Here is a 17815-nt window from a genome sequence, read left to right as displayed (position 1 = left end):
TGGGTCAGCAGTTCCTGCATCTGGTGCCGGGTCAGGGCATCGAGCGCGCCGAAGGGCTCGTACATCAGGAGCATCTTGGGACGGTAGGAAAGCGCACGCGCGATGGCGACGCGCTGCTTCATGCCACCCGAAAGTTCTGATGGAAAGCGGTCGGCGCTGTGCGACAGCTTGACGAGGTCGAGATGCTCGAGCGCGATCTCGCGGCAGGCCGAGCGATCGTAGCCGGCGGCCTTGAGGGCGAACTCGATATTCTGCCGCGCCGTCAGCCAGGGAAGCAGCGTGTAGGACTGGAACACGACGCCACGATCGAGGCCCGGCTGCAGGATCGGCGCGCCGTCGATGCTGAGTTCGCCAGCGTCGAAATCCTGCAGTCCAGCGACGATCGACAAGAGTGTGCTCTTGCCGCAGCCGGATGTGCCGACAAGCGAGACGAACTCATTGTCGGCGAGATCGAGGTTGATGTCGCGCAGCACTTCCGTGCGACGCTCTCCCGTGCCGAAGCTCTTGTGGAGGCCGGCGATGCGCAGCTTGGGAGCGTTCATCGGCTGGTCCTCATTGCGAGTGGCCGTCCTGCCGGAAGAGCACCTTTTCCAGCGCCTTCATCACCTGGTCGGTGATGAGACCGAGGACGCCCAAGAGCAGGATGTAGCCGATGATGGTGTTGGTCTGGAAATAACGCTGCGACACGGTGATACGATAGCCGAGTCCGGATGTCGCCGCGACAAGCTCGGCCAGCACCAGCCAGGTCCATGCCCAGCCGAGGCTGATGCGCAGCGTATCCCATATGCCCGGCAAGGCGCTGGGCACAACGATACGGGTCAGGATCTTGCGGTCCGGCAGGCCGAGCGTGCGGCCAAGGCCGATGAAATCGGTGGGAACCCGTTTGACATTGTCCATGATCATCAGCACCTGCTGGAAGAAGGTGCCGATGAAGATGATGAGGAATTTCTGCGTGTCGCCGGTGCCGGCCCACAGGATGGAGAGCGGCACGAAAGCGACGACCGGCATGTAGCGGATGAAATCCACCAGCGGCTCGATGGCGGCCTCCCAGGAGCGAAAGCTGCCGATCAGCACGCCGATCGGTATCGACAGCGCCGATGCGAGGAGGAAGCCTATGGATATCCGGTAGATCGAGGCCTGGAGATCCAGCAGCAAAGTGCCGTCGGTCGCCAGCTTGGCGATCTGGGTGGCGACGCTGCCCGGCGACGGCAGGAAGATGGGTTTTACCCATTCGAGCCCGGTCGCCGCCCACCAGGCAAGGCCGAGCCCGACAAAGACAGCCACGGCGATCATCAGGAAGCGGGACCTGGCGATGGGCACGCCGATCCCGGAGGATCGGCGGCGTATCGGCTTGCCCGCCGCCGGCTTCGATGAAGCAGGCGGCGGACCGGCTTTCGCGGGAGGCTCAGCGGACATCTGCGTTACCCCCGCGATCCGGCTTCGTCATTGCGCCGCCTTGACGAAAGACGGGTCGATCATCTGATCCGGCGTGACGTCGGTCTGAAGCAGCTTGGCGTTCTTGGCGGCGGCTTCGACATCGGCGAATGTCTTGGTGGCAAAGTCACCGGTGAGCGCCGTCTTGTTCTCGGCGAGTGAATAATAGCGCACGCCGTCGAAAGCGGTGTTGAGGTCCTTGACGTCGGAGCCGACCGCCTTGGCGATGATGGCGCGACCGCCTGCGGTGTCGGCGTTATAGTCCTTCAGCGCGGCGTCCCAGCTCTTGATCATGGCGAGCACCTGGCCGGGCTTCGACTTGATCACGTCGTCACGCACCACCAGCACGTCGCTGATCAGGCCGGGGTCCTCGCCAGCGGTGAACAGCAGCTTGACGTCCTTGTTCTGCGCCATCGCGACGGTCAGATAGGGTTCGTAAGTGACCGCCACCGGCACACGGCCGGCGATCAGCGCGCCGCCCGCATCGGCGGCCGGCATCGGAACCGGCTGGACATCGGCGACCGACATGCCGTTTTTCGCCAGCGCGTATTTGAGCAGGATGTCGCTGGTCGTGCCTTCCTCGAAGGCGACCTGCTTGCCCTTGAGGTCGGCGATGGAGGTGACATCCTTGCCGGCGATGATGGCATCGGCCGTCATCGAGACATCGAGCAGCAGCACGATCTTCACCGGCAGGCCGGCCGCGACCATGCCCATCGCGGTATGGGTCGCGATGTTGGCGGCGTCGAGCTGGCCGCTGGCGAGCGCGGCGTTGAGGTCCTTGTCCTCGGCGAAATTGACGATCTGCACGTCCGAAAGGCCGTTGGCCTTGAACAGCCCCTTGGCGTCGGCGACGTGCCACTGGCCATATCCGAGCCAGGGCTCGATGCCGATCTTGAACGACCCGGCCTCGGGCGTGGTGGGAATGGCCGCATCGGCTGCACGGGCTGCCGGGGCGGCGGCGAGCCCGATGGCGGCAGCCATTACGAACGCGCGGAATTGTCCTGTCAGGTTACGCATCATCTTTAGTTCCCCTTGATGATCAGACCGCTTTTTTACCCAGGCATCCGGTCTGGTGAGACTGCGGGTTTCAGCTCTTGCGGCACTGTGCCTCGGCTTCTTCTCCGCCACTTCATGGTGAAATGCAGGGATATTTCAGCGTCAGCGGGAGCCGATGTCAAGGCTAAAATACATACATGCATATACAAGTTGGGGTGACCTGATTTTGGTTCGACCGTGAGCATCCACCAGCCCTCCTCAATGTGAGTTCACGCTTTGTCAGGATCGATCCGGTCGAGAAAAGCGGTCACCCGGTCGGCACCGCCATCGGGCTCGCTGCCGACCATGACCGCGACCGCAAATGCAATGAGGGAAGAGACCGGCGTATGACTGCGGGCGCCGGCCCGCAGATTCATGACCAGGGTGGGCGACAGGAACAGCCCCAATCGCAGCACCGTGCGCCAATCGGCCGGCAGCATGCCGCGCCGTTTGAGCTCCAGCAGCAAGGGCTGCCACAGCGCCGTCGCCTTGACCTCCAGCAGGTCGCGACGGACAGGGCTGAGGTCCCAGTCCGTGTCGATGTGAAGAAGGTTTCCCTCCAGCCGAGCGTACGCATGAAAAGCCTGCGTCGCCGCAACCGGATCGTAGAGCCAGAAGGGATGAGCAAAGATGTTGTGGAACGTCGCCTTCACCTCGGCCAGCAGCGTCGGGATATGCGAGCCGGCAAAGGCGGGATCGAAGAAGGATAGTTGCGCCCTCCCCGCCTTCTCGGTGTACCAGACATTGGCATTGTGGGCGTCGCCATGCGCGACCACGCCGCCGGCATCGGCAAGCCTGTCCGGCCGCAGCCGCGCCGCTGCAGCGTCGAAAAGCTCGCCGATGCTGCGACGGTAGGGCCGGCCATTGATGACGAATTTCAACCGCGAGAAACGGTCCCAGTCGAGTTCGAGGCCCGGAAAGACGAATGGTTTGCCGATGTAGAAATCGGCGAGACGCCCGCCGGGCGACAAGCGCGTACCGGCATCGATCAGCCGCTCATGGAAGAGCCTGTGGATCGGCTCCGCCGACACCTCAGCGATGGTCACCGGATGTAGCGTCTCGCGATAGACCTCGAGCAGCCTGGCGCTGAGATCGCGCTCGGCCTGCACCGCTTCGCGCCGCTTTTCGGGATCGTCCTCGGCATCCAGCGCGACCAGCACATCCGAAAACCTCGGATCCGTGCGGCGGTGATAGACGAGGATCTGCTCACCAGGCTCGGTGGACATATGGACGGGCTGATCCACCGGCAGGCCGGCGCGCGAGAGGATTTCGGCCCGGTAGTACTCGCCCGCCATCGCCTCTTCCCGCTCCTCCTGATGGAACTTGAAGAAGTAGGCGTTGCCGTCGCTGTCGAAGAAGCCGTTCAGCGAGTTGAGGCTGTATTTGTCGAAATTGATGCGGACGTTGTCGGGGTTCATTCCGAACAGGTCGCTCAGCAGCATGCACAGCCCGCGCTGCGCTTCGGCAACGTCATGCTGCGCGAGAGCCCGGATGCGCGCCGTTCGGCTCGATGTCGGCGTCATATGCCGTCCTCTCCGGCCAGACAGTGCGCCAAAGCCGAATTCGCCATCATAAATACATGTACATACATCTATAGTGAAACCTCTGCGTCTCGCCTTGCCCGTCCGTGTCAGCTTGTTCTGGAAGGAGAATACCGGCTGCCGAGCGAGTAGCGGCTGCCGGCATAGGTCAGCTTGCTGATGGTGGCCACGACCGCGCCAGTCCAGGTCCGGCGGTGCAGGAACAGGCAGCAGCTGCCGACATCGATGTTCAGATGCCTGGCCGTCTCGGCATCGGCCGGGATGGCGGAGATGATATGCTCGACCTCGGTCACCGGCGTCTTCTGCATGAGGTAGTCGTAAGTCGCCGTCTTGGAAAAATCCTGCTTGTCGTAATCGGGTATCAGCGCAGGATTGACGAAGCGCTCTTCCAGTTGCACCGGCAGGTCGTTCTCAAAATTGACGACGACCGAATGATAGATCGAGGCCCGCTTTGCAAATTCGAAGGACAAGGCAAGCTCCTTCGTCGGCGTGATCGTTTCCAGGACCAGAACTTCGGAACGGTGCCTGTTGCCGCGCTCGACGATCTCCGCCGCGATGTTGTTGATCTCGATCAGCGTCGATTGCGGCCGAGGCGGCGCGATGAATGTGCCGACACCCTGCAGCCGGATCAGGAAGCCGGCCGCGGTCAGTTCCCGCAAGGCCCTGTGCACCGTCATGCGAGAGACACCAAGCGAGACCACCAGCTCATTCTCGGACGGAAGCTTGCGATCCTTGCCCCACCGGCCCGTCCCGATGTTGGTCAGGATGTAGTCCTTCACCTTCTCGTAGAGGGGGCTCGCCGTATCGGGCAGATCGATCATCTCAAAAATCCTTTCCGGCAAGCTATCGGAAATCACGCCGGCTCAACAGGTTGCCGCATGCGTATGATTGTTTTCAAGCCATCGCTTTTGCCGGCCAAAAGCCGCTCATAGGCGGCCGGAACGTCGTCCAGACCGATTTCGCGATCGGTCAGGGCCAGCAGCGGTTCGCTCAACTCAGCCAGCATCCCCACGGCGTCGGGCAGTTCATCGGCAAAGGCATGGCATCCCAGCAATGCGATCTCGCGCTCCACCAGAAGATTGGGATCGATGTCGAGACGGCCATGAAAGATGCCGACCATGGCGACGGTGCCGCCGGAATCGAGAACACCAAGCAGTTGATTGAGTGCTGCGATACTGCCGGTCGCCTCGACGGCCGCCAGCAACGGAGCATTGGCCGTTGCGGCCGCAATGGCATCACGGTTCAGATCGACAATCGTGGCGCCGGTCACCCGCGCCACGCGGGCGCAGCGCGCGTGGTTGCGGTCGGCGACGAGAACCGTGCCGGCAAAGGTTCGAGTGAGCAGCAGCGCGGCGAGACCACCGATCGGCCCGCAACCGACCACAAGCACCGAGCCTGCCGTCTTCGGCAGGCGCCGCACCGCGTGCAGTGCCACGGCGAGCGGTTCGGCCATGGCGGCGACCCGCTCGTCGACATCGGCATCTATGACATGCAGCAGGCGCGCGGGCAGCACGGCCTGTTCGGCGAAGCCGCCGTCGCAGATCTCACCGACGAAGCCCAGAGAAGCGCAGAGGTGACGCCTGCCGGCATGGCACTGCGCGCAGTCTCCGCACCAGAAACGTGAATCGGCAACCACCCTGTCGCCGATCGCAATGGTGTCGACGCCATCGCCAAGCGCGATGACCGTGCCTGTCAGCTCATGGCCCGCCGTCGAAGGCGACCGGCTTATCCATTGGCCGGTCCGGAAATTGTGCAGATCCGAGCCGCAGATGCCGGCGGCGTCGATCCTGAGTTTCACCCAGCCGGTGTCCGGAATGCCCGGAGGGGCGATATCCTCCACCCGCAGGTCGCCGGGACCATAGAGCCGTGCCGCCTTCATCGCCATCGTCTCCGCTCAGCCGGCGAGGTAGCCGTCGCGGATTTCAGAGACCGCGTTTTCATGGGAGCTGAAGCCCTCGTAGCGGGCGAGCCTGCGGGCATGTTTCGCCAGTTCCGGATAGGCGGCGGAGGTGACATAGCCGACCGACGAGCGCTTGACGAAATCCGTCACCGAAAGCGGCCCATAGGTCCGCGCCCAACGGCTGGTCGGCAGCACGGCATTGGGCCCGAGGACGAAGTTTGCAAGGGTCACCGGCGTGTGCGGGCCCATCAGGATTTCGGCCGCTTCGGTGATGTGCCCGAGATGCGCGAACGGTTCCTTGGACAGGATTTCCAGATGCTCGGGCGCATAGTCGTTGATGAAGCGATAGCTGTCCTCCAGCGATGCGGTCAGCACGATGCCGCCGCGCTTGCCGGTCAGCACCGCGCGCGAAAACTCCACGCGCTGCTCGGTCATGCGCGACCAGTGCTGAGGGATCGCCGCCAGCGCGGCTTCGGCGACCTTGCGGCTGTGCGTGACGAGATAGGCGGAGGAATCCGGGCCATGCTCGGCCTCGATCAAAAGGTCGAGCGCGGCAAGGCCGCCATCGACGCTGTCATCGGCAAAGATGACGGCTTCCGACGGGCCGGCGGGCAGACCGGTGTCGATGATCGACGACAGCACGCTCTTGGCCGCCACCACCCAGGGACTGCCGGGGCCGACGATCTTGAGCGCCGGCTTGACGGTCTCGGTGCCATAGGCCACGGCCGCAACGGCCTGGGCGCCGCCGCATTTGTAGACGGTGTTCACCCCGGCGAGGCGGGCGGCGACCAGCGTGGCCGCATCCACCGAACCATCCGCCGTCGGCGGCGTCACGATGGCGATCTGCGGCACGCCGGCGATGACGGCCGGAACCGAGGTCATCATCGTAACCGACGGAAAGGCGCCCTTGCCGCGCGGCACGTAAAGCGCGACCGAGGCGATCGGCGTGTAGCGGTCGCCGGCATAGGCTCCGGGACGGACTTCCTTCAGCCACATCGTCTCGGGCTTCTGCTCCTCATGGAAATGCCTGATGTTCTCGATGCCGAAGCCGATGCTCTCCACGACGTCCTTCTCGACCTTGTCGAACGCCGCGTCGAACTCGGCTTCCGTGACCTTCAGTCCGCCCTCGGCAATGTTGGCCTTGTCGAGCTCCCGGGCGAAACGGACCAGGGCGGCGTCACCCTCGTCCCTGACGGCCTGGATGATCGGGCGGACCTTTTCGACGAAGACCGACAGATCGCTCTCGGCGCGCTTGAGCAGGCCGGCCCGCCGGGTGGCGTCGAGGGACGACAGATCGTGGAAGCTGATGTCGGACATGGATTTTCCTTCTGTTCAGAGCGATGCGCCAGCCGGCCACATCCGCGAAACACGTTCAATTCGAGACATCGACGAGCCGCCCTCAGATCGATGCCAGAAATCCGCCATCCACCGGAATGGACTGGCCGGTGATGTAGGCCGCCGCATCCGATGCCAGGAACACGGCGACGCCGTGCAGGTCGCGGAGATCGCCGAAACGGTGCTGCGGTATCTTGGCCAGCATGGACTGCTGCCATGCCTCGTTGCTGTAGAACACATCCGTCATCGCCGTCCTGAAATAGCCCGGAGCGATGGCGTTGACCCGAATGCCCAGTTCCGCCCACTCCGCCGCGAGCGCCCGGGTCATGCCGAGCAGGCCCGACTTCGAGGAGCCGTACGGCACTGCCGTGGGAATGCCTACTTCCGACGTCAGCGAGCACAGATTGATGATGGCGCCGGGACGCCGGGCGTCGCGCATGTGCCGCGCCGCCGCCTGCGCGCAGAAGAAGGCGCCCTTGAGATTGGTGTCGACGATCCGGTCCCACAGAGCCTCGTCCACATCGAGCGAGGGGCGGACCTCTTCCATCCCTGCATTGTTGACGAGGATATCGAGACCGCCAAGCAGGCGCACAGCCTCGGCGGTGGCTGTCCGGCATCCGACGACATCGGTGACATCGAGGGCGACGGCATGCGCAACGCCACCAGCCGCACGGATGGCTGCTGTCGTTTCTTCGAGGGAAGCCAGGCTGCGCGCGGTCACAGCGACCTCGGCGCCGGCGGCGCTCAGCGCCTCGGCGATGCTGCGCCCGATGCCGCGGCTAGCGCCGGTGACAAGCGCCTTCCGGCCTGTGAGGTCAAAGAGAGCGGCGTTGCGCATGTAATCCTCCTTGGCAGCCTCGGCCCCATCAGGTCGAGACTAACAGATCAGGTTACATATACAAGCATATACAAATTATTTCGGCTAGGCTATTTGTGGCATTCCCCGCCGCATCCATCGGCGACCGGCCAGCCCGGGCAGGATGCAGCGGGACCCGGAGTTTGAAAAGCCGGACGACAACCCAGTCCGTCGGCCGGTGAAGAAGGAGCCCGCCCCGTGTCGAAAGCCCTGGATATGGTCCGCGCCGAAGTCACACGCCTGTCGCCCTACAATTCCGGGCTGACCATCGCCGAGGTCATGCAGCGATATGCTCCGGCCAGGATCGCCAAGCTGGGCTCGAACGAAAACCCTCTTGGGCCGAGCCCGATGCTGGCTGGAATGATGCAGGGCAGCGCCGAAATGTTCCGGCTGTATCCGGACCCGGCCGGACGCGAACTGCGCCAGGCCATCGCGGCCAAATACGCGGTCACCGAGGATCAGGTCATCCTCGGCAATGGCTCGGAGGACCTTCTGTCCGTCATCAGTCGTGCCGTCCTGCGGCCCGGGGATAGCGTCGTCACGCTTTACCCGTCGTTCCCGCTGCATGAGGACTATGCGACGCTGATGGGCGCGAGTGTCAAACGCGTTGGCCCCAAAAGCGATCTCACCATCGACGTGGACGCCCTGACCGAGGCGGTGCGCGGAAGCCCTCGGATGCTCCTGTTCTCGAACCCGATGAACCCGGTCGGCAGTTGGCTGTCGAGGGACGATCTGTCGAAGGTGCTGGGCGCGGCCGGCGACGAAACGCTTGTCGTCGTGGATGAAGCCTACGCCGAATATGCCGAGGGGGAAGACTACGCCTCCGCCCTGCCCCTGCTGGCCAAAAGCGACCGGCCGTGGATCGTGCTCAGGACATTTTCCAAGGCGTTCGGCCTTGCAGGGCTCAGGATCGGCTTCGGCATTGCCGGCGACCCGCAGTTGCGCGGATTGCTCGACAGGGTGCGCACGCCTTTCAACGTCAACGGCATGGCCCAGGCCGCCGCGCTTACGGCGCTCGCCGATGACGAGCACCTCGCTCACGTCGTCGCGCTGGCCCGGGCGGAGCGGGCACGTGTCGAGAGTTTCCTGCGAAACAAAGGGCTCAAGGTCGCCCCTTCGCGAGGAAACTTCCTCTTCTTCGACTGCCGGCAAAATGCCTCTGCCTTTGTCGAAGGCCTGTTGCGCGATGGCGTCATCGTCAAACCGTGGAAGCAGGAAGGCTTCGACACCTATGTGCGGGTCAGCATCGGCTCACCGTCGGAGAACGATCATTTCATGGCCGCCCTATCGCGGCTGTTGTGATTTCGGGAAAGCCATGCAGAATTGCCTCGGGCTTCTCCCACGATGTCCCGAAGGCCAGCCGCTCCGCATGAACTTTCTCGCGGTATGCACGGTCACGCCACATCCGAGCCGCTTATCGTAAGAGCCTTGCCACATGTCCGAACGCAGCCCGCCCAGGAGCCTCTACCGCGACACGGCAGGCGGCACCGGCGACTACGCTGCCCTTGCCGGCGCGCGACGGGCGCGGGTCGCCATTGTCGGCGGGGGCTTCACCGGCCTGTCGGCGGCCTTGCATCTGGCGGAGGCCGGTGACGACGTAGCCGTGCTCGAAGCGCATCAGCCGGGCTGGGGCGCCTCGGGACGAAATGGCGGCCAGGTCAATCCCGGCCTCAAATACGATCCCGACACGATCGAGGCGATGTTCGGGCCTGACCTCGGGCCACGGATGGTCGACTTCTCCTACGCCGCGCCGGATTTCACCTTTGGCCTGATAAAGCGCCTGTCCATCGCCTGCGATGCAAGGCAGCACGGCACCTTACGCGCCGCCATAAGGCCGAAGCCGGAAGCCGCCGTGCGCGCCACGGCGGCGCAATGCCAGCGCCGGGGGATGCCGGTCGGCATGCTGGACGCAAAGGTGATGGCGGAGCGCACCGGGACGGACAGATATATATCCGGCCTGTTCGACGCCCGTGGCGGCGACCTCCATCCGCTGAAATACACCCTTGGCCTGGCAGCCGCCGCTCAAGGCGCCGGTGCGCGGATATTCGGCGATAGCGAGGTCCTTTCGCTGCGCCGCGAGGCGGGCGGATGGCTGCTCAAGACCGCCAGGGGTTCCGTCAGCGCCGAAAAGGTCCTCATCGCAACCAACGGATATACAGGCGGCCTTTGGCCAGGCCTGGAGCAATCGTTGGTTCCGGTATTCAGCGCGATTGCGGCGAGCGAGCCGTTGCCGTCGGCGGTGGCGGCCACGATCCTGCCGGAACGGCCCGTTCTCTACGAGGCCGGCAACATAACCGTCTACTACCGCGTCGACGCGCAGAACCGCCTTCTGATGGGCGGCCGGGGGCCGATGAAATCCATCGACGATGCCGCCGCCATCCGCTACCTCACCGACTATGCGCTGCGGCTCTGGCCAGCGCTTGCGGGGACACGCTGGACCCACGGCTGGAATGGCCGGGTCGCGATCACCAAGGACCACCTTCCGCACATTCACGAGCCGGAAGACGGCATCCTGATCTGCCTCGGCTATAACGGCCGTGGCGTTGCCATGGCTTCGGCGATGGGTGCGGCTCTGGCGCAGCGCCTGCGGGACGACGAGACGCCGCCCTTTCCGATGCCGATCTCGCCGCTCAAGCCGATCCGCTTCCACCGCTTCTGGCCGGTGGGCGTGAAGGCGGCGATCCTTTCAGGACGAGTGAAGGACCGGCTGGGTCTCTGAGGACCGCCGCGAGCAAATCCCTTCGCGCGATCGTGACGACCCTCGGGAACCTGCCTGGACTAGAGCAGTTCACCGTTTCACGGAAACGGCGAACCGCTAGCGGTATTTCGGAAACACGTCGCCGGCCGGCGCGTTGGCCCAGCTCTGCAAGGTCTGGCCGCCGTCGATCAGCCAGTCGACGCCGGTAACATGTCTTGCCTCCTCCGAAGCAAGGAAAGCCACGGCGGCCGCGACATCGTCCGGCTGGCCGATGCGGCGCAACGGGATGCGATCGGCGAAATGCTGGACGCTGCTTTTGAAATCGCCGTCGCCGGAAGCCGGCACGCCGAGCGTCGTCTCGATGACACCGGGGCAGATGGCATTGACGCGTATGCCATAGGGCGCGGCATCGAGTGCCGCGACACGGGTCAGTCCGACCACGCCATGCTTCGACGCGACATAGCCGGCGCCGCCCGAAAGCACGTCCCATCCCGCCATGGACGACCCCATATTGACGATCGATCCACCGGCGCCGGCCTTGATCATTGCCTGGAGCGAGGCCTGCAGTACCAGGAAGATGCCACGCAGATTGATGCGGATAATCGCGTCCCAGTCCTCGACCGGCAGTTCATGCACGGGCGCGACGACGCCCGATATTCCGGCGTTATTGAACACCACGTCCAGTCCGCCGAATGCCTGGACGGTCTCCTCGACGGCGCTGCGCACATTCTTCTCGTCGGTGACGTCGGCTTCGATGGCGATGGCGTTTTCACCGAGAGAGCCGGCCAGTTGCCGGGCTGCGGCGCCGTTGCGGTCGACGATGGCGACCCGGGCTCCCTCATCGAGGAAGCGCCGGACCGCGGCGCCGCCTATGGCGCCCGCGCCGCCGGTGACGAGAACCTTTTTCTGGTCGAACCGTTTCATCATTCGCTCTCCAGCTTCGAATAGGACCGCCAGGAATGCCGTGGCTCGAAGCCGATCGTTTCACGCGCATGCGATGTATCGAGCACGGACCCGAAACCCGCGATCGGCCGCGACAGGGCAACACCTGGATAGACCCGGCGCACCAGCGCCTCGGTCTCCTCTTCCATGAACGTATCTTCGGCACTGAGCAGGACGCGCAGATGGCCCTCGCCTTGCCATTCGAGTGCGCGCAGGAACCCCTGGCCGGCATCGCGCGCGTCGAGGTAGGCCCAAAGGTCGCGGGCGCTTTCGGCCGTGGCGCGGCGCGGACCGACGCCGGCGAAGAAGGATTGCGGGGTCTGGATCCATGGCATGCGGATGCTGACGGCCGAAAAGGCGCCGCGCCGCACCGCCGCATCGACGATTTCCTCGCCCAGCCATTTCGACAGGCCGTAGGGATCCTGCGCGCCGACCGGCTGGTTCATGTCGACCGGCAGATAGGGTGGAATGACCGGTTTCTCGAAAAAGGGATAACCGAAGACGCTGAAGGATGAGGCATAGACGAAGCGCCCGATGCCGGCCAGGGCAGCGGCTTCGACGACATTGTAGGCGGTCGCGATGTTGGTCCTGAACACCTCGCCGCCGGCCCGGCCGGTCGGCCGCGGGATGGCCGCGATATGCACGACGGCATCGCAATCGCGCACGAGCTGCACGGTTGATCCCAAATCAGTCAGGTCGGCAATGGCGTGCCGCCATCCATCCCCGACCGGCGCCACCGTATCGATGCCCAGCACATCATGGCCGGCGGCAAGCAGAGCCTCGGCCACATGGCGGCCGAGAAGGCCACTGGCTCCGGTGACGATGGTCTTCATATCAGGGCCTCGGCTGCGCAAGCTCAGCGGCTTGATTATCGTTGATGGTCATACAAATCGAGCACATGATTGCCGACCCTTGTCAAGCTTATATCGCGCAGGACAAATAGCGCATACGCTTGTGCGAACCGCGTGCGCAAGGCCGGTGATCGCAGCTTTGCGTCGAACGGGATTGACTTGGCACCCGCCAGGGTTTTTTGTATGAGCATCAACGATCGACCAAAGGAGACCGCCATGGCCGTGGACGTTTTTTCCTCACATCGGCACGACGATGCGGTGCGCCTCGATCCGCGACGCGCCGCTGTTATCGTCATCGATATGGTCAATGAATTCTGCAAGCCCGGCGGGGCCATGGTGCTGCCCGGATATGAGGCACTGGTCGGGCCGCAACTGGCCGTGATCGACGCCGCGCGGGCAAGTGGCGTCCCGGTGATCTGGGTCCATGACGCGCACCGGCCGGGCATGCGCCGCGAACGCGAATGGGTGAAGCGCACGCCGCATTGCGTGGAAGGAAGCTGGGGACCCGAAATCATCGAGGATCTCGGAGCCCGCGACGACGAGATCCATGTCATCAAGCGGCGCTACTCGGCCTTCTTCCAGACCGACCTCGACCTGACGCTCAAGGATATGCAGGTCGATCAGTTGATCATCTTCGGCGTGGTCACCAACATCTGCGTGCGATCGACCGTCCATGACGCCTTTTTCCAGGGCTACGAGGTGGTGGTGCCGAGCGATTGCTGCGCGGCCACGGGACCACGCGAACAGGAAAGCTCGCTTTACGACATTGCGACGCATTTCGGCGTGGTCAGCAATTCGGCCGATGTCGTGGCGGCGGTTCTGGACGGGACGGCGCTGCAGCCGGCCAGCGTCGCGGCCTGAACCATAAAGTGCAATCGGCATCCGAGGCAGACAACAGGAGTCCGGTTTGACGACCGAAAAGAAATCCGGAAAGAACGAGGCCTCGAAACGGCAAGGCGGCGAGGCGGCGCCTCTCAACCGCGAGCAGGTGCTCGAAGAATACGCGCGGACCGGGTACGAACTGGATCGCCACCCGGCGCACATGATCCGCAAGGCGCATCAGCGCGCGACGCTGCGCTTCCAGCAGGTCATGGCAGGAGAAGATCTCTCGCCAACCCAGTACGCGGCCCTGGCCACTATCCTCAAACACGGCGAAGTCTCGCAGAACCATCTCGGACGGCTGACGGCGATGGACCCGTCGACCATCAGCATCGTCATGCGCAAACTGCTCAAGCACGAGTTGATCACGCGCAGCGCTTCGGAGACCGACCAGCGCCTGTCGATGATCGCGCTGACCGAGAAAGGCACCCAGTACACGCTCGAGCGGCTGGCACGCAGCGTCGAGGTCGGCAGGCGGTTCCTGTCGCCGCTTTCCCCCTCGGAGCAAGCCACGCTGCTTCGCCTGCTCAAGCGCATCAATGACGACGATCCGTCGAATGGGGACAGCGGCAAATAGGCCGCGTCCAGATTTTCATACCAGCAGAAGTGAGAACCGATGTCGTCCGACCCCAAGTCGTCTGCCAACACGCTCGTCGTCCGCAATATCGGCCTCATGTTGAGCGGTGACCTCGACCGGCCGATCCTCGATGCCGACACCATCGTGGTGGCGGACGGACGTATCACCGGCATCGGCAAGGCCGGCGATGTCGATGCCGGTCACGCCGCGACGGTCATCGACGCAATGGGCTGCGCGGTGGCGCCGGGGCTGATCGACAACCATGTTCACCCGGTGGCGGGCGACTGGACGCCGAGGCAAAACCAGATCGGCTGGATGGATTCGACCGTCCATGGCGGCGTCACGTCGATGATTTCGGCGGGGGAGGTCCACACGCCAGGCCGGCCACGCGACCTGGTCGGGTTGAAGGCGCTGGCGATCGCGGCGCAGCGCACCTTCTCCAACTTCCGCCCCAACGGCATGAAGATTGTTGCCGGAGCGCCCATCCTGGAACACGGCTTGGTCGAGGATGACTTCCGGTCCCTGGCCGAAGCCGGCGTGACGCTTGTCGGCGAGGTCGGGCTTGGCGGTGTCAAGGACGGGCCGACCGGCCGGCAGATGATCGCCTGGGCACGCAAATACGGCATGACCTCGATGACCCACACCGGCGGCCCTTCCCTGCCCGGCTCCGGCCGCATCGGCGCGGATGTGGTGCTGGAGGTCGACGCCGACATCGTCGCCCACGTCAATGGTGGACCGACGGCGCTGCCCGAAGCCGAAATCCGGCAGATCTGCGAGAACGGTTCGCGGGCGCTTGAAATCGTCCACAACGGCAATCTGCGCACCGGCCTGTTCGTGCTCGAGCTGGCAAGGCAGCGCGACGAACTTTCCCGCATCATTCTCGGCACAGACAGCCCTGCCGGATCGGGCGTGCAGCCACTCGGCATCCTGAGGACGCTGACCATGCTTGCTTCGCTGGGCGGCGTCGCACCGGAAGTGGCGTTCTGCTTTGCCAGCGGCAACACCGCGCGGGTGCGCGGGCTGGCCGACCGCGGCATCATCGAGATCGGGCGCGCCGCCGACCTCATCTTCATCGACCAGGCGATCGGCGGCGCCGGCGACGGGCTGCTCGACAGCGTATCGCTCGGCAATCTGCCTGGCATCGGCATGGTGGTCATCGACGGCGAAGTGCGCACCGGCCGCAGCCGCAACACCCCGCCGGCGATGCGGGTTCCGGAAGTCAAGGCCGCCTGACGGCGGCCTCGAAGTGCCAGCGAGATTGCGGGCGCGACCGCAGTCCCGCTAGCTCACGCCATCCTTGCCGACGATCTTGTCCTTGGTCAGCCCGCCGACACGCGGATGCGGTCGGCCTGAATCGGTGACGGCAATGGCGACGACGATCTCGTCGGCGCGCGGCGCATCGGGAACGCGAACCTCCATGCCGTCGAAATGGCTGCGCACCCGCGCCGCATCCTTGTGGCCGAGCGGAATGTCGAGCGGCACGCCGAGACCACCACGTTTCTTCGACGACGGGATGAGCGCCGCGCCCTTGCCCAGCACGTCACGGAACGGGGCGCCCAGCTTTGGATGAAGGATGGCGGCGGCGTGTTCGAGCTCACCATCGGCGCCGACCGCGGCAGCCTTGCCGAAACTTTCGACCTGATCGCCGGAGATGCCGAGAGCGGCAATGGCCCGCCTGGGCAGGATATCGCCCAGCGCTTCGCCGATGTCGCTCAGTGCCGACAGGTCCTCGACAAACGTGCCGGCATAAGGATTGCGGATCACGGCAATGGCGGCGGCTCGACGGGTCGGCGGATCGACGGGACGGCCGCCTTCGATCCGGGTTTCCTCGACGACGGTGATGATGCGGCGGATTTCCACACTCATCGCAAACCGTCCTCGCCCTTGATGTCCGCCGCCGCCAGACCGCCGACGCGGGCGTGAATGCGCGCGCCCGTGGTCATGGCCAGGATGACCGCCATCTCGTCGCTGCGCGGCGCATCATTCACACCGATCTCGATCGCATCGAAATGGCTGCGCACATAGGAGGCGTTGATGTGGGTGATCGGGATGTCGATGCGCGTTCCCGGACCGCCGACCTTCTTGGTCGAGGGCACGATGGCCTTGGCGTTGCCGAGAAGTTCGCGCATCGCGTAGCCGCCCGGATTGTGCCAGAGCGCGCCATGTTCGAGCTCGCCGGCAGCGCCGACAATGGCACCCTTGCCGTAACCTTCGATCGCGGCGGCCCCCTCACCCATTGCATCGATCAGGCGCCGCGCCATCTCAAGGCCGAGCGGCTTCAGGTCTTCCATGAACCCGGTGATCTCCTCCACGTAGCGTCCGGCGAAGGGGTTGGCGATGACGGCAACGATCGCGCCGCGCTTGGGCGGGCGCGCCGCAGGCGGCCCTCCCTCATGGAATATCTCTTCGACCTGGACCAGAAATTTCCTGACCACCACAGCTGGCATTGTTTGTATCCTTCGTCCCGTCACGCATGGTAACTCGTTAGAGTATCAACAATTATGCATCGCCGAAGTTTGTCAAGCGCCGAGGTGAGAGACGCGACCGAAGAGCTGAGAAAACCGTGCTCGATGACGATTGACAGCCTGTCGGGCCGCTCCTAAACTCATATGACCATCAACGAACTCGCCGCTGTTGCGGCGACATGTGGGGGATGGTCAAGGCGTGGCTTGAAAAGCTGAAAAAAGCTGAAGGGGAATGACATGAAAAGGGCGCTCAAGAGTTTATTCCTGGCTGGCACGATGCTGGCCGTTTCGTTGGGTTCGGCCGCCGCACAGGCCAAGGTTTCCGTGGCGGCGATCTCCGGATATTTCGCACAGGGCTTCGGTGTTTCGATCGTCAACGGCCTCAACAAGGCCAAGACCGATTTCGGCATCGACCTCAAGCTGGTCGACACCGGCAATCGCGCCCTGGACTATCAGGAGCAGTTCGAAAACCTGGCCAAGGGCAAGCAGTACGACCTGATCTTCGTGATGGGTTGGGAGCTGGTGGATTCTCTGCAGAAGGTGAGCAAGGAATATCCCGACCAGCGCTTCGTCTTCATCGACGGCGTGCTCGACAATCCCAAGATGATCTACGCCAACTTCGCCGAGGAACAGGGCTCCTTCGTCGCCGGCGCGCTGGCCGGCATGATCGAGGCCAAGGGCAGCGAATTCCCCAAGATCGGCGACGGCAAGGCGATCGGCTTCGTCGGCGGCCGCGATATCCCGGTGATCCGCAACTTCCTCGGCGGCTACGAGCAGGGCGCCAAATACGCCGCGCCTGACGTGAAGGTGAACTCCGTGTTCGCCGGAACCTTCGACGATCCGGCCAAGGGCAGCGAACTCGCCCAGGCGCTTTATGGCCAGGGCAACGACATCGTCTACAACGTCGCCGGCCCGACCGGTGAAGGCGTGATGCAGGCAAGTGCTGCTGTCGACAAATATTCGATCGGCGTCGACATCGACATGTGCGGCTCGGCGCCCGGAAACGTTCTGGCCAGCATGCTGAAGCGCGGCGACATTGCCGTCTACACGCTGATCAAGGACGAGGTCGAGGGCCGCAAGGTTACCGCCGGCACCCGCACGTTCGACCTCGCCTCCGGCGGCGTCGAGGTCAAGGTCTGCGACGATATCGCCCCCAAGCTCCCGGCTGACGTGACCACCAAGCTGGACGAGATCAAGAAGGAGATCGTCGACGGCAAGATCACAATCGCCAAGGCGAAGTAAGCCGGCAACAGCGCATCCCTCCCAAGAACGCGCTAGACTGATCCGCCGCGGCCCGCCGCG

18 protein-coding genes are annotated in these 17815 nt (G+C 64.2%); 6 read left to right on the top strand and 12 right to left on the bottom strand.

What is annotated here, in order from left to right; all coding sequences use genetic code 11:
- From J0I79_RS18105 to J0I79_RS18070, 8 genes are all read right to left on the bottom strand, one after another.
- On the bottom strand, positions 1-542 hold a 542-nt coding region (locus J0I79_RS18105), incomplete at its 3' end, for an ATP-binding cassette domain-containing protein (protein WP_292861602.1).
- 10 nt (positions 543-552) lie between these two features.
- A complete protein-coding gene (locus J0I79_RS18100) occupies positions 553-1320 on the bottom strand; it encodes an ABC transporter permease (RefSeq protein ID WP_292861599.1) in 768 nt (255 codons plus the stop codon).
- A 123-nt stretch (positions 1321-1443) separates the two neighbouring features.
- The gene (locus J0I79_RS18095; RefSeq protein ID WP_292861596.1) at positions 1444-2451 is read right to left on the bottom strand and encodes an ABC transporter substrate-binding protein; all 1008 of its coding nucleotides are present in this window, start codon (positions 2449-2451) and stop codon (positions 1444-1446) included.
- Between the two features lie 248 nt (positions 2452-2699).
- The gene (locus tag J0I79_RS18090) at positions 2700-3992 is read right to left on the bottom strand and encodes a hypothetical protein (RefSeq protein ID WP_292861593.1); all 1293 of its coding nucleotides are present in this window, start codon (positions 3990-3992) and stop codon (positions 2700-2702) included.
- 107 nt (positions 3993-4099) lie between these two features.
- Positions 4100-4831 (bottom strand): histidine utilization repressor, encoded by a 732-nt coding sequence (gene hutC, locus J0I79_RS18085; protein WP_292861590.1) that lies wholly within the window; start codon positions 4829-4831, stop codon positions 4100-4102.
- Positions 4832-4863: 32 nt separating this feature from the next.
- Complete coding sequence (locus J0I79_RS18080; RefSeq protein WP_292861608.1) at positions 4864-5889, bottom strand: zinc-binding dehydrogenase; 1026 nt, start codon at positions 5887-5889, stop codon at positions 4864-4866.
- 15 nt (positions 5890-5904) lie between these two features.
- Positions 5905-7227, bottom strand: coding sequence for a histidinol dehydrogenase (gene hisD / locus J0I79_RS18075; RefSeq protein WP_292861587.1), 1323 nt, complete (start codon positions 7225-7227; stop codon positions 5905-5907).
- An 82-nt stretch (positions 7228-7309) separates the two neighbouring features.
- Positions 7310-8083 (bottom strand): glucose 1-dehydrogenase, encoded by a 774-nt coding sequence (locus J0I79_RS18070; protein WP_292861584.1) that lies wholly within the window; start codon positions 8081-8083, stop codon positions 7310-7312.
- A 216-nt stretch (positions 8084-8299) separates the two neighbouring features.
- Between J0I79_RS18070 and J0I79_RS18065 the strand changes: the two genes are divergently transcribed.
- Both J0I79_RS18065 and J0I79_RS18060 read left to right on the top strand, forming a co-directional pair.
- The gene (locus tag J0I79_RS18065; protein WP_292861581.1) at positions 8300-9403 is read left to right on the top strand and encodes a histidinol-phosphate transaminase; all 1104 of its coding nucleotides are present in this window, start codon (positions 8300-8302) and stop codon (positions 9401-9403) included.
- Positions 9404-9536: 133 nt separating this feature from the next.
- Positions 9537-10820, top strand: a complete 1284-nt coding sequence (locus J0I79_RS18060) for an FAD-binding oxidoreductase (RefSeq protein WP_292861578.1) — start codon at positions 9537-9539, stop codon at positions 10818-10820.
- 96 nt (positions 10821-10916) lie between these two features.
- Here J0I79_RS18060 and J0I79_RS18055 read toward each other — a convergent pair whose 3' ends face one another.
- Entirely contained in the window at positions 10917-11723 is an 807-nt protein-coding gene (locus J0I79_RS18055; protein WP_292861575.1) for an SDR family NAD(P)-dependent oxidoreductase, read from the bottom strand.
- Positions 11723-12574, bottom strand: coding sequence for an NAD(P)-dependent oxidoreductase (locus J0I79_RS18050; protein WP_292861572.1), 852 nt, complete (start codon positions 12572-12574; stop codon positions 11723-11725). Before J0I79_RS18050 ends, J0I79_RS18055 begins: the two co-directional genes overlap by 1 nt.
- Before the next feature lie 234 nt (positions 12575-12808).
- Here J0I79_RS18050 and J0I79_RS18045 point away from each other — a divergent pair, with 234 nt between their 5' ends.
- From J0I79_RS18045 to J0I79_RS18035, 3 genes are read left to right on the top strand one after another with little or no spacing between them, the layout of a single operon-like run.
- A complete protein-coding gene (locus J0I79_RS18045; protein WP_292861569.1) occupies positions 12809-13453 on the top strand; it encodes an isochorismatase family cysteine hydrolase in 645 nt (214 codons plus the stop codon).
- A 46-nt stretch (positions 13454-13499) separates the two neighbouring features.
- The gene (locus J0I79_RS18040) at positions 13500-14048 is read left to right on the top strand and encodes a MarR family winged helix-turn-helix transcriptional regulator (RefSeq protein ID WP_292861566.1); all 549 of its coding nucleotides are present in this window, start codon (positions 13500-13502) and stop codon (positions 14046-14048) included.
- A gap of 39 nt (positions 14049-14087) precedes the next feature.
- Positions 14088-15281 carry an amidohydrolase family protein gene (locus J0I79_RS18035; RefSeq protein WP_292861563.1) on the top strand — a complete coding sequence of 398 codons (1194 nt, stop codon included), beginning with the start codon at positions 14088-14090 and terminating at the stop codon, positions 15279-15281.
- A 48-nt stretch (positions 15282-15329) separates the two neighbouring features.
- Here the strand turns inward: J0I79_RS18035 and J0I79_RS18030 are convergent, their stop codons facing one another.
- The gene (locus J0I79_RS18030) at positions 15330-15914 is read right to left on the bottom strand and encodes an amino acid synthesis family protein (protein WP_292861560.1); all 585 of its coding nucleotides are present in this window, start codon (positions 15912-15914) and stop codon (positions 15330-15332) included.
- Positions 15911-16495, bottom strand: a complete 585-nt coding sequence (locus tag J0I79_RS18025; RefSeq protein WP_292861557.1) for an amino acid synthesis family protein — start codon at positions 16493-16495, stop codon at positions 15911-15913. Before J0I79_RS18025 ends, J0I79_RS18030 begins: the two co-directional genes overlap by 4 nt.
- 255 nt (positions 16496-16750) lie before the next feature.
- Between J0I79_RS18025 and J0I79_RS18020 the strand changes: the two genes are divergently transcribed.
- Positions 16751-17755, top strand: coding sequence for a BMP family ABC transporter substrate-binding protein (locus J0I79_RS18020; protein ID WP_292861554.1), 1005 nt, complete (start codon positions 16751-16753; stop codon positions 17753-17755).
- Positions 17756-17815 lie beyond the last annotated feature (60 nt).

Origin of the sequence: Mesorhizobium sp. (genome assembly GCF_017306585.1) — a bacterium.
In the GTDB taxonomy this organism is placed as follows: Bacteria; Pseudomonadota; Alphaproteobacteria; order Rhizobiales; family Rhizobiaceae; genus Mesorhizobium.
The sequence above is the reverse complement of the archived record's forward strand: the minus strand, read 5'-3'. Positions and strand labels throughout refer to the sequence as shown.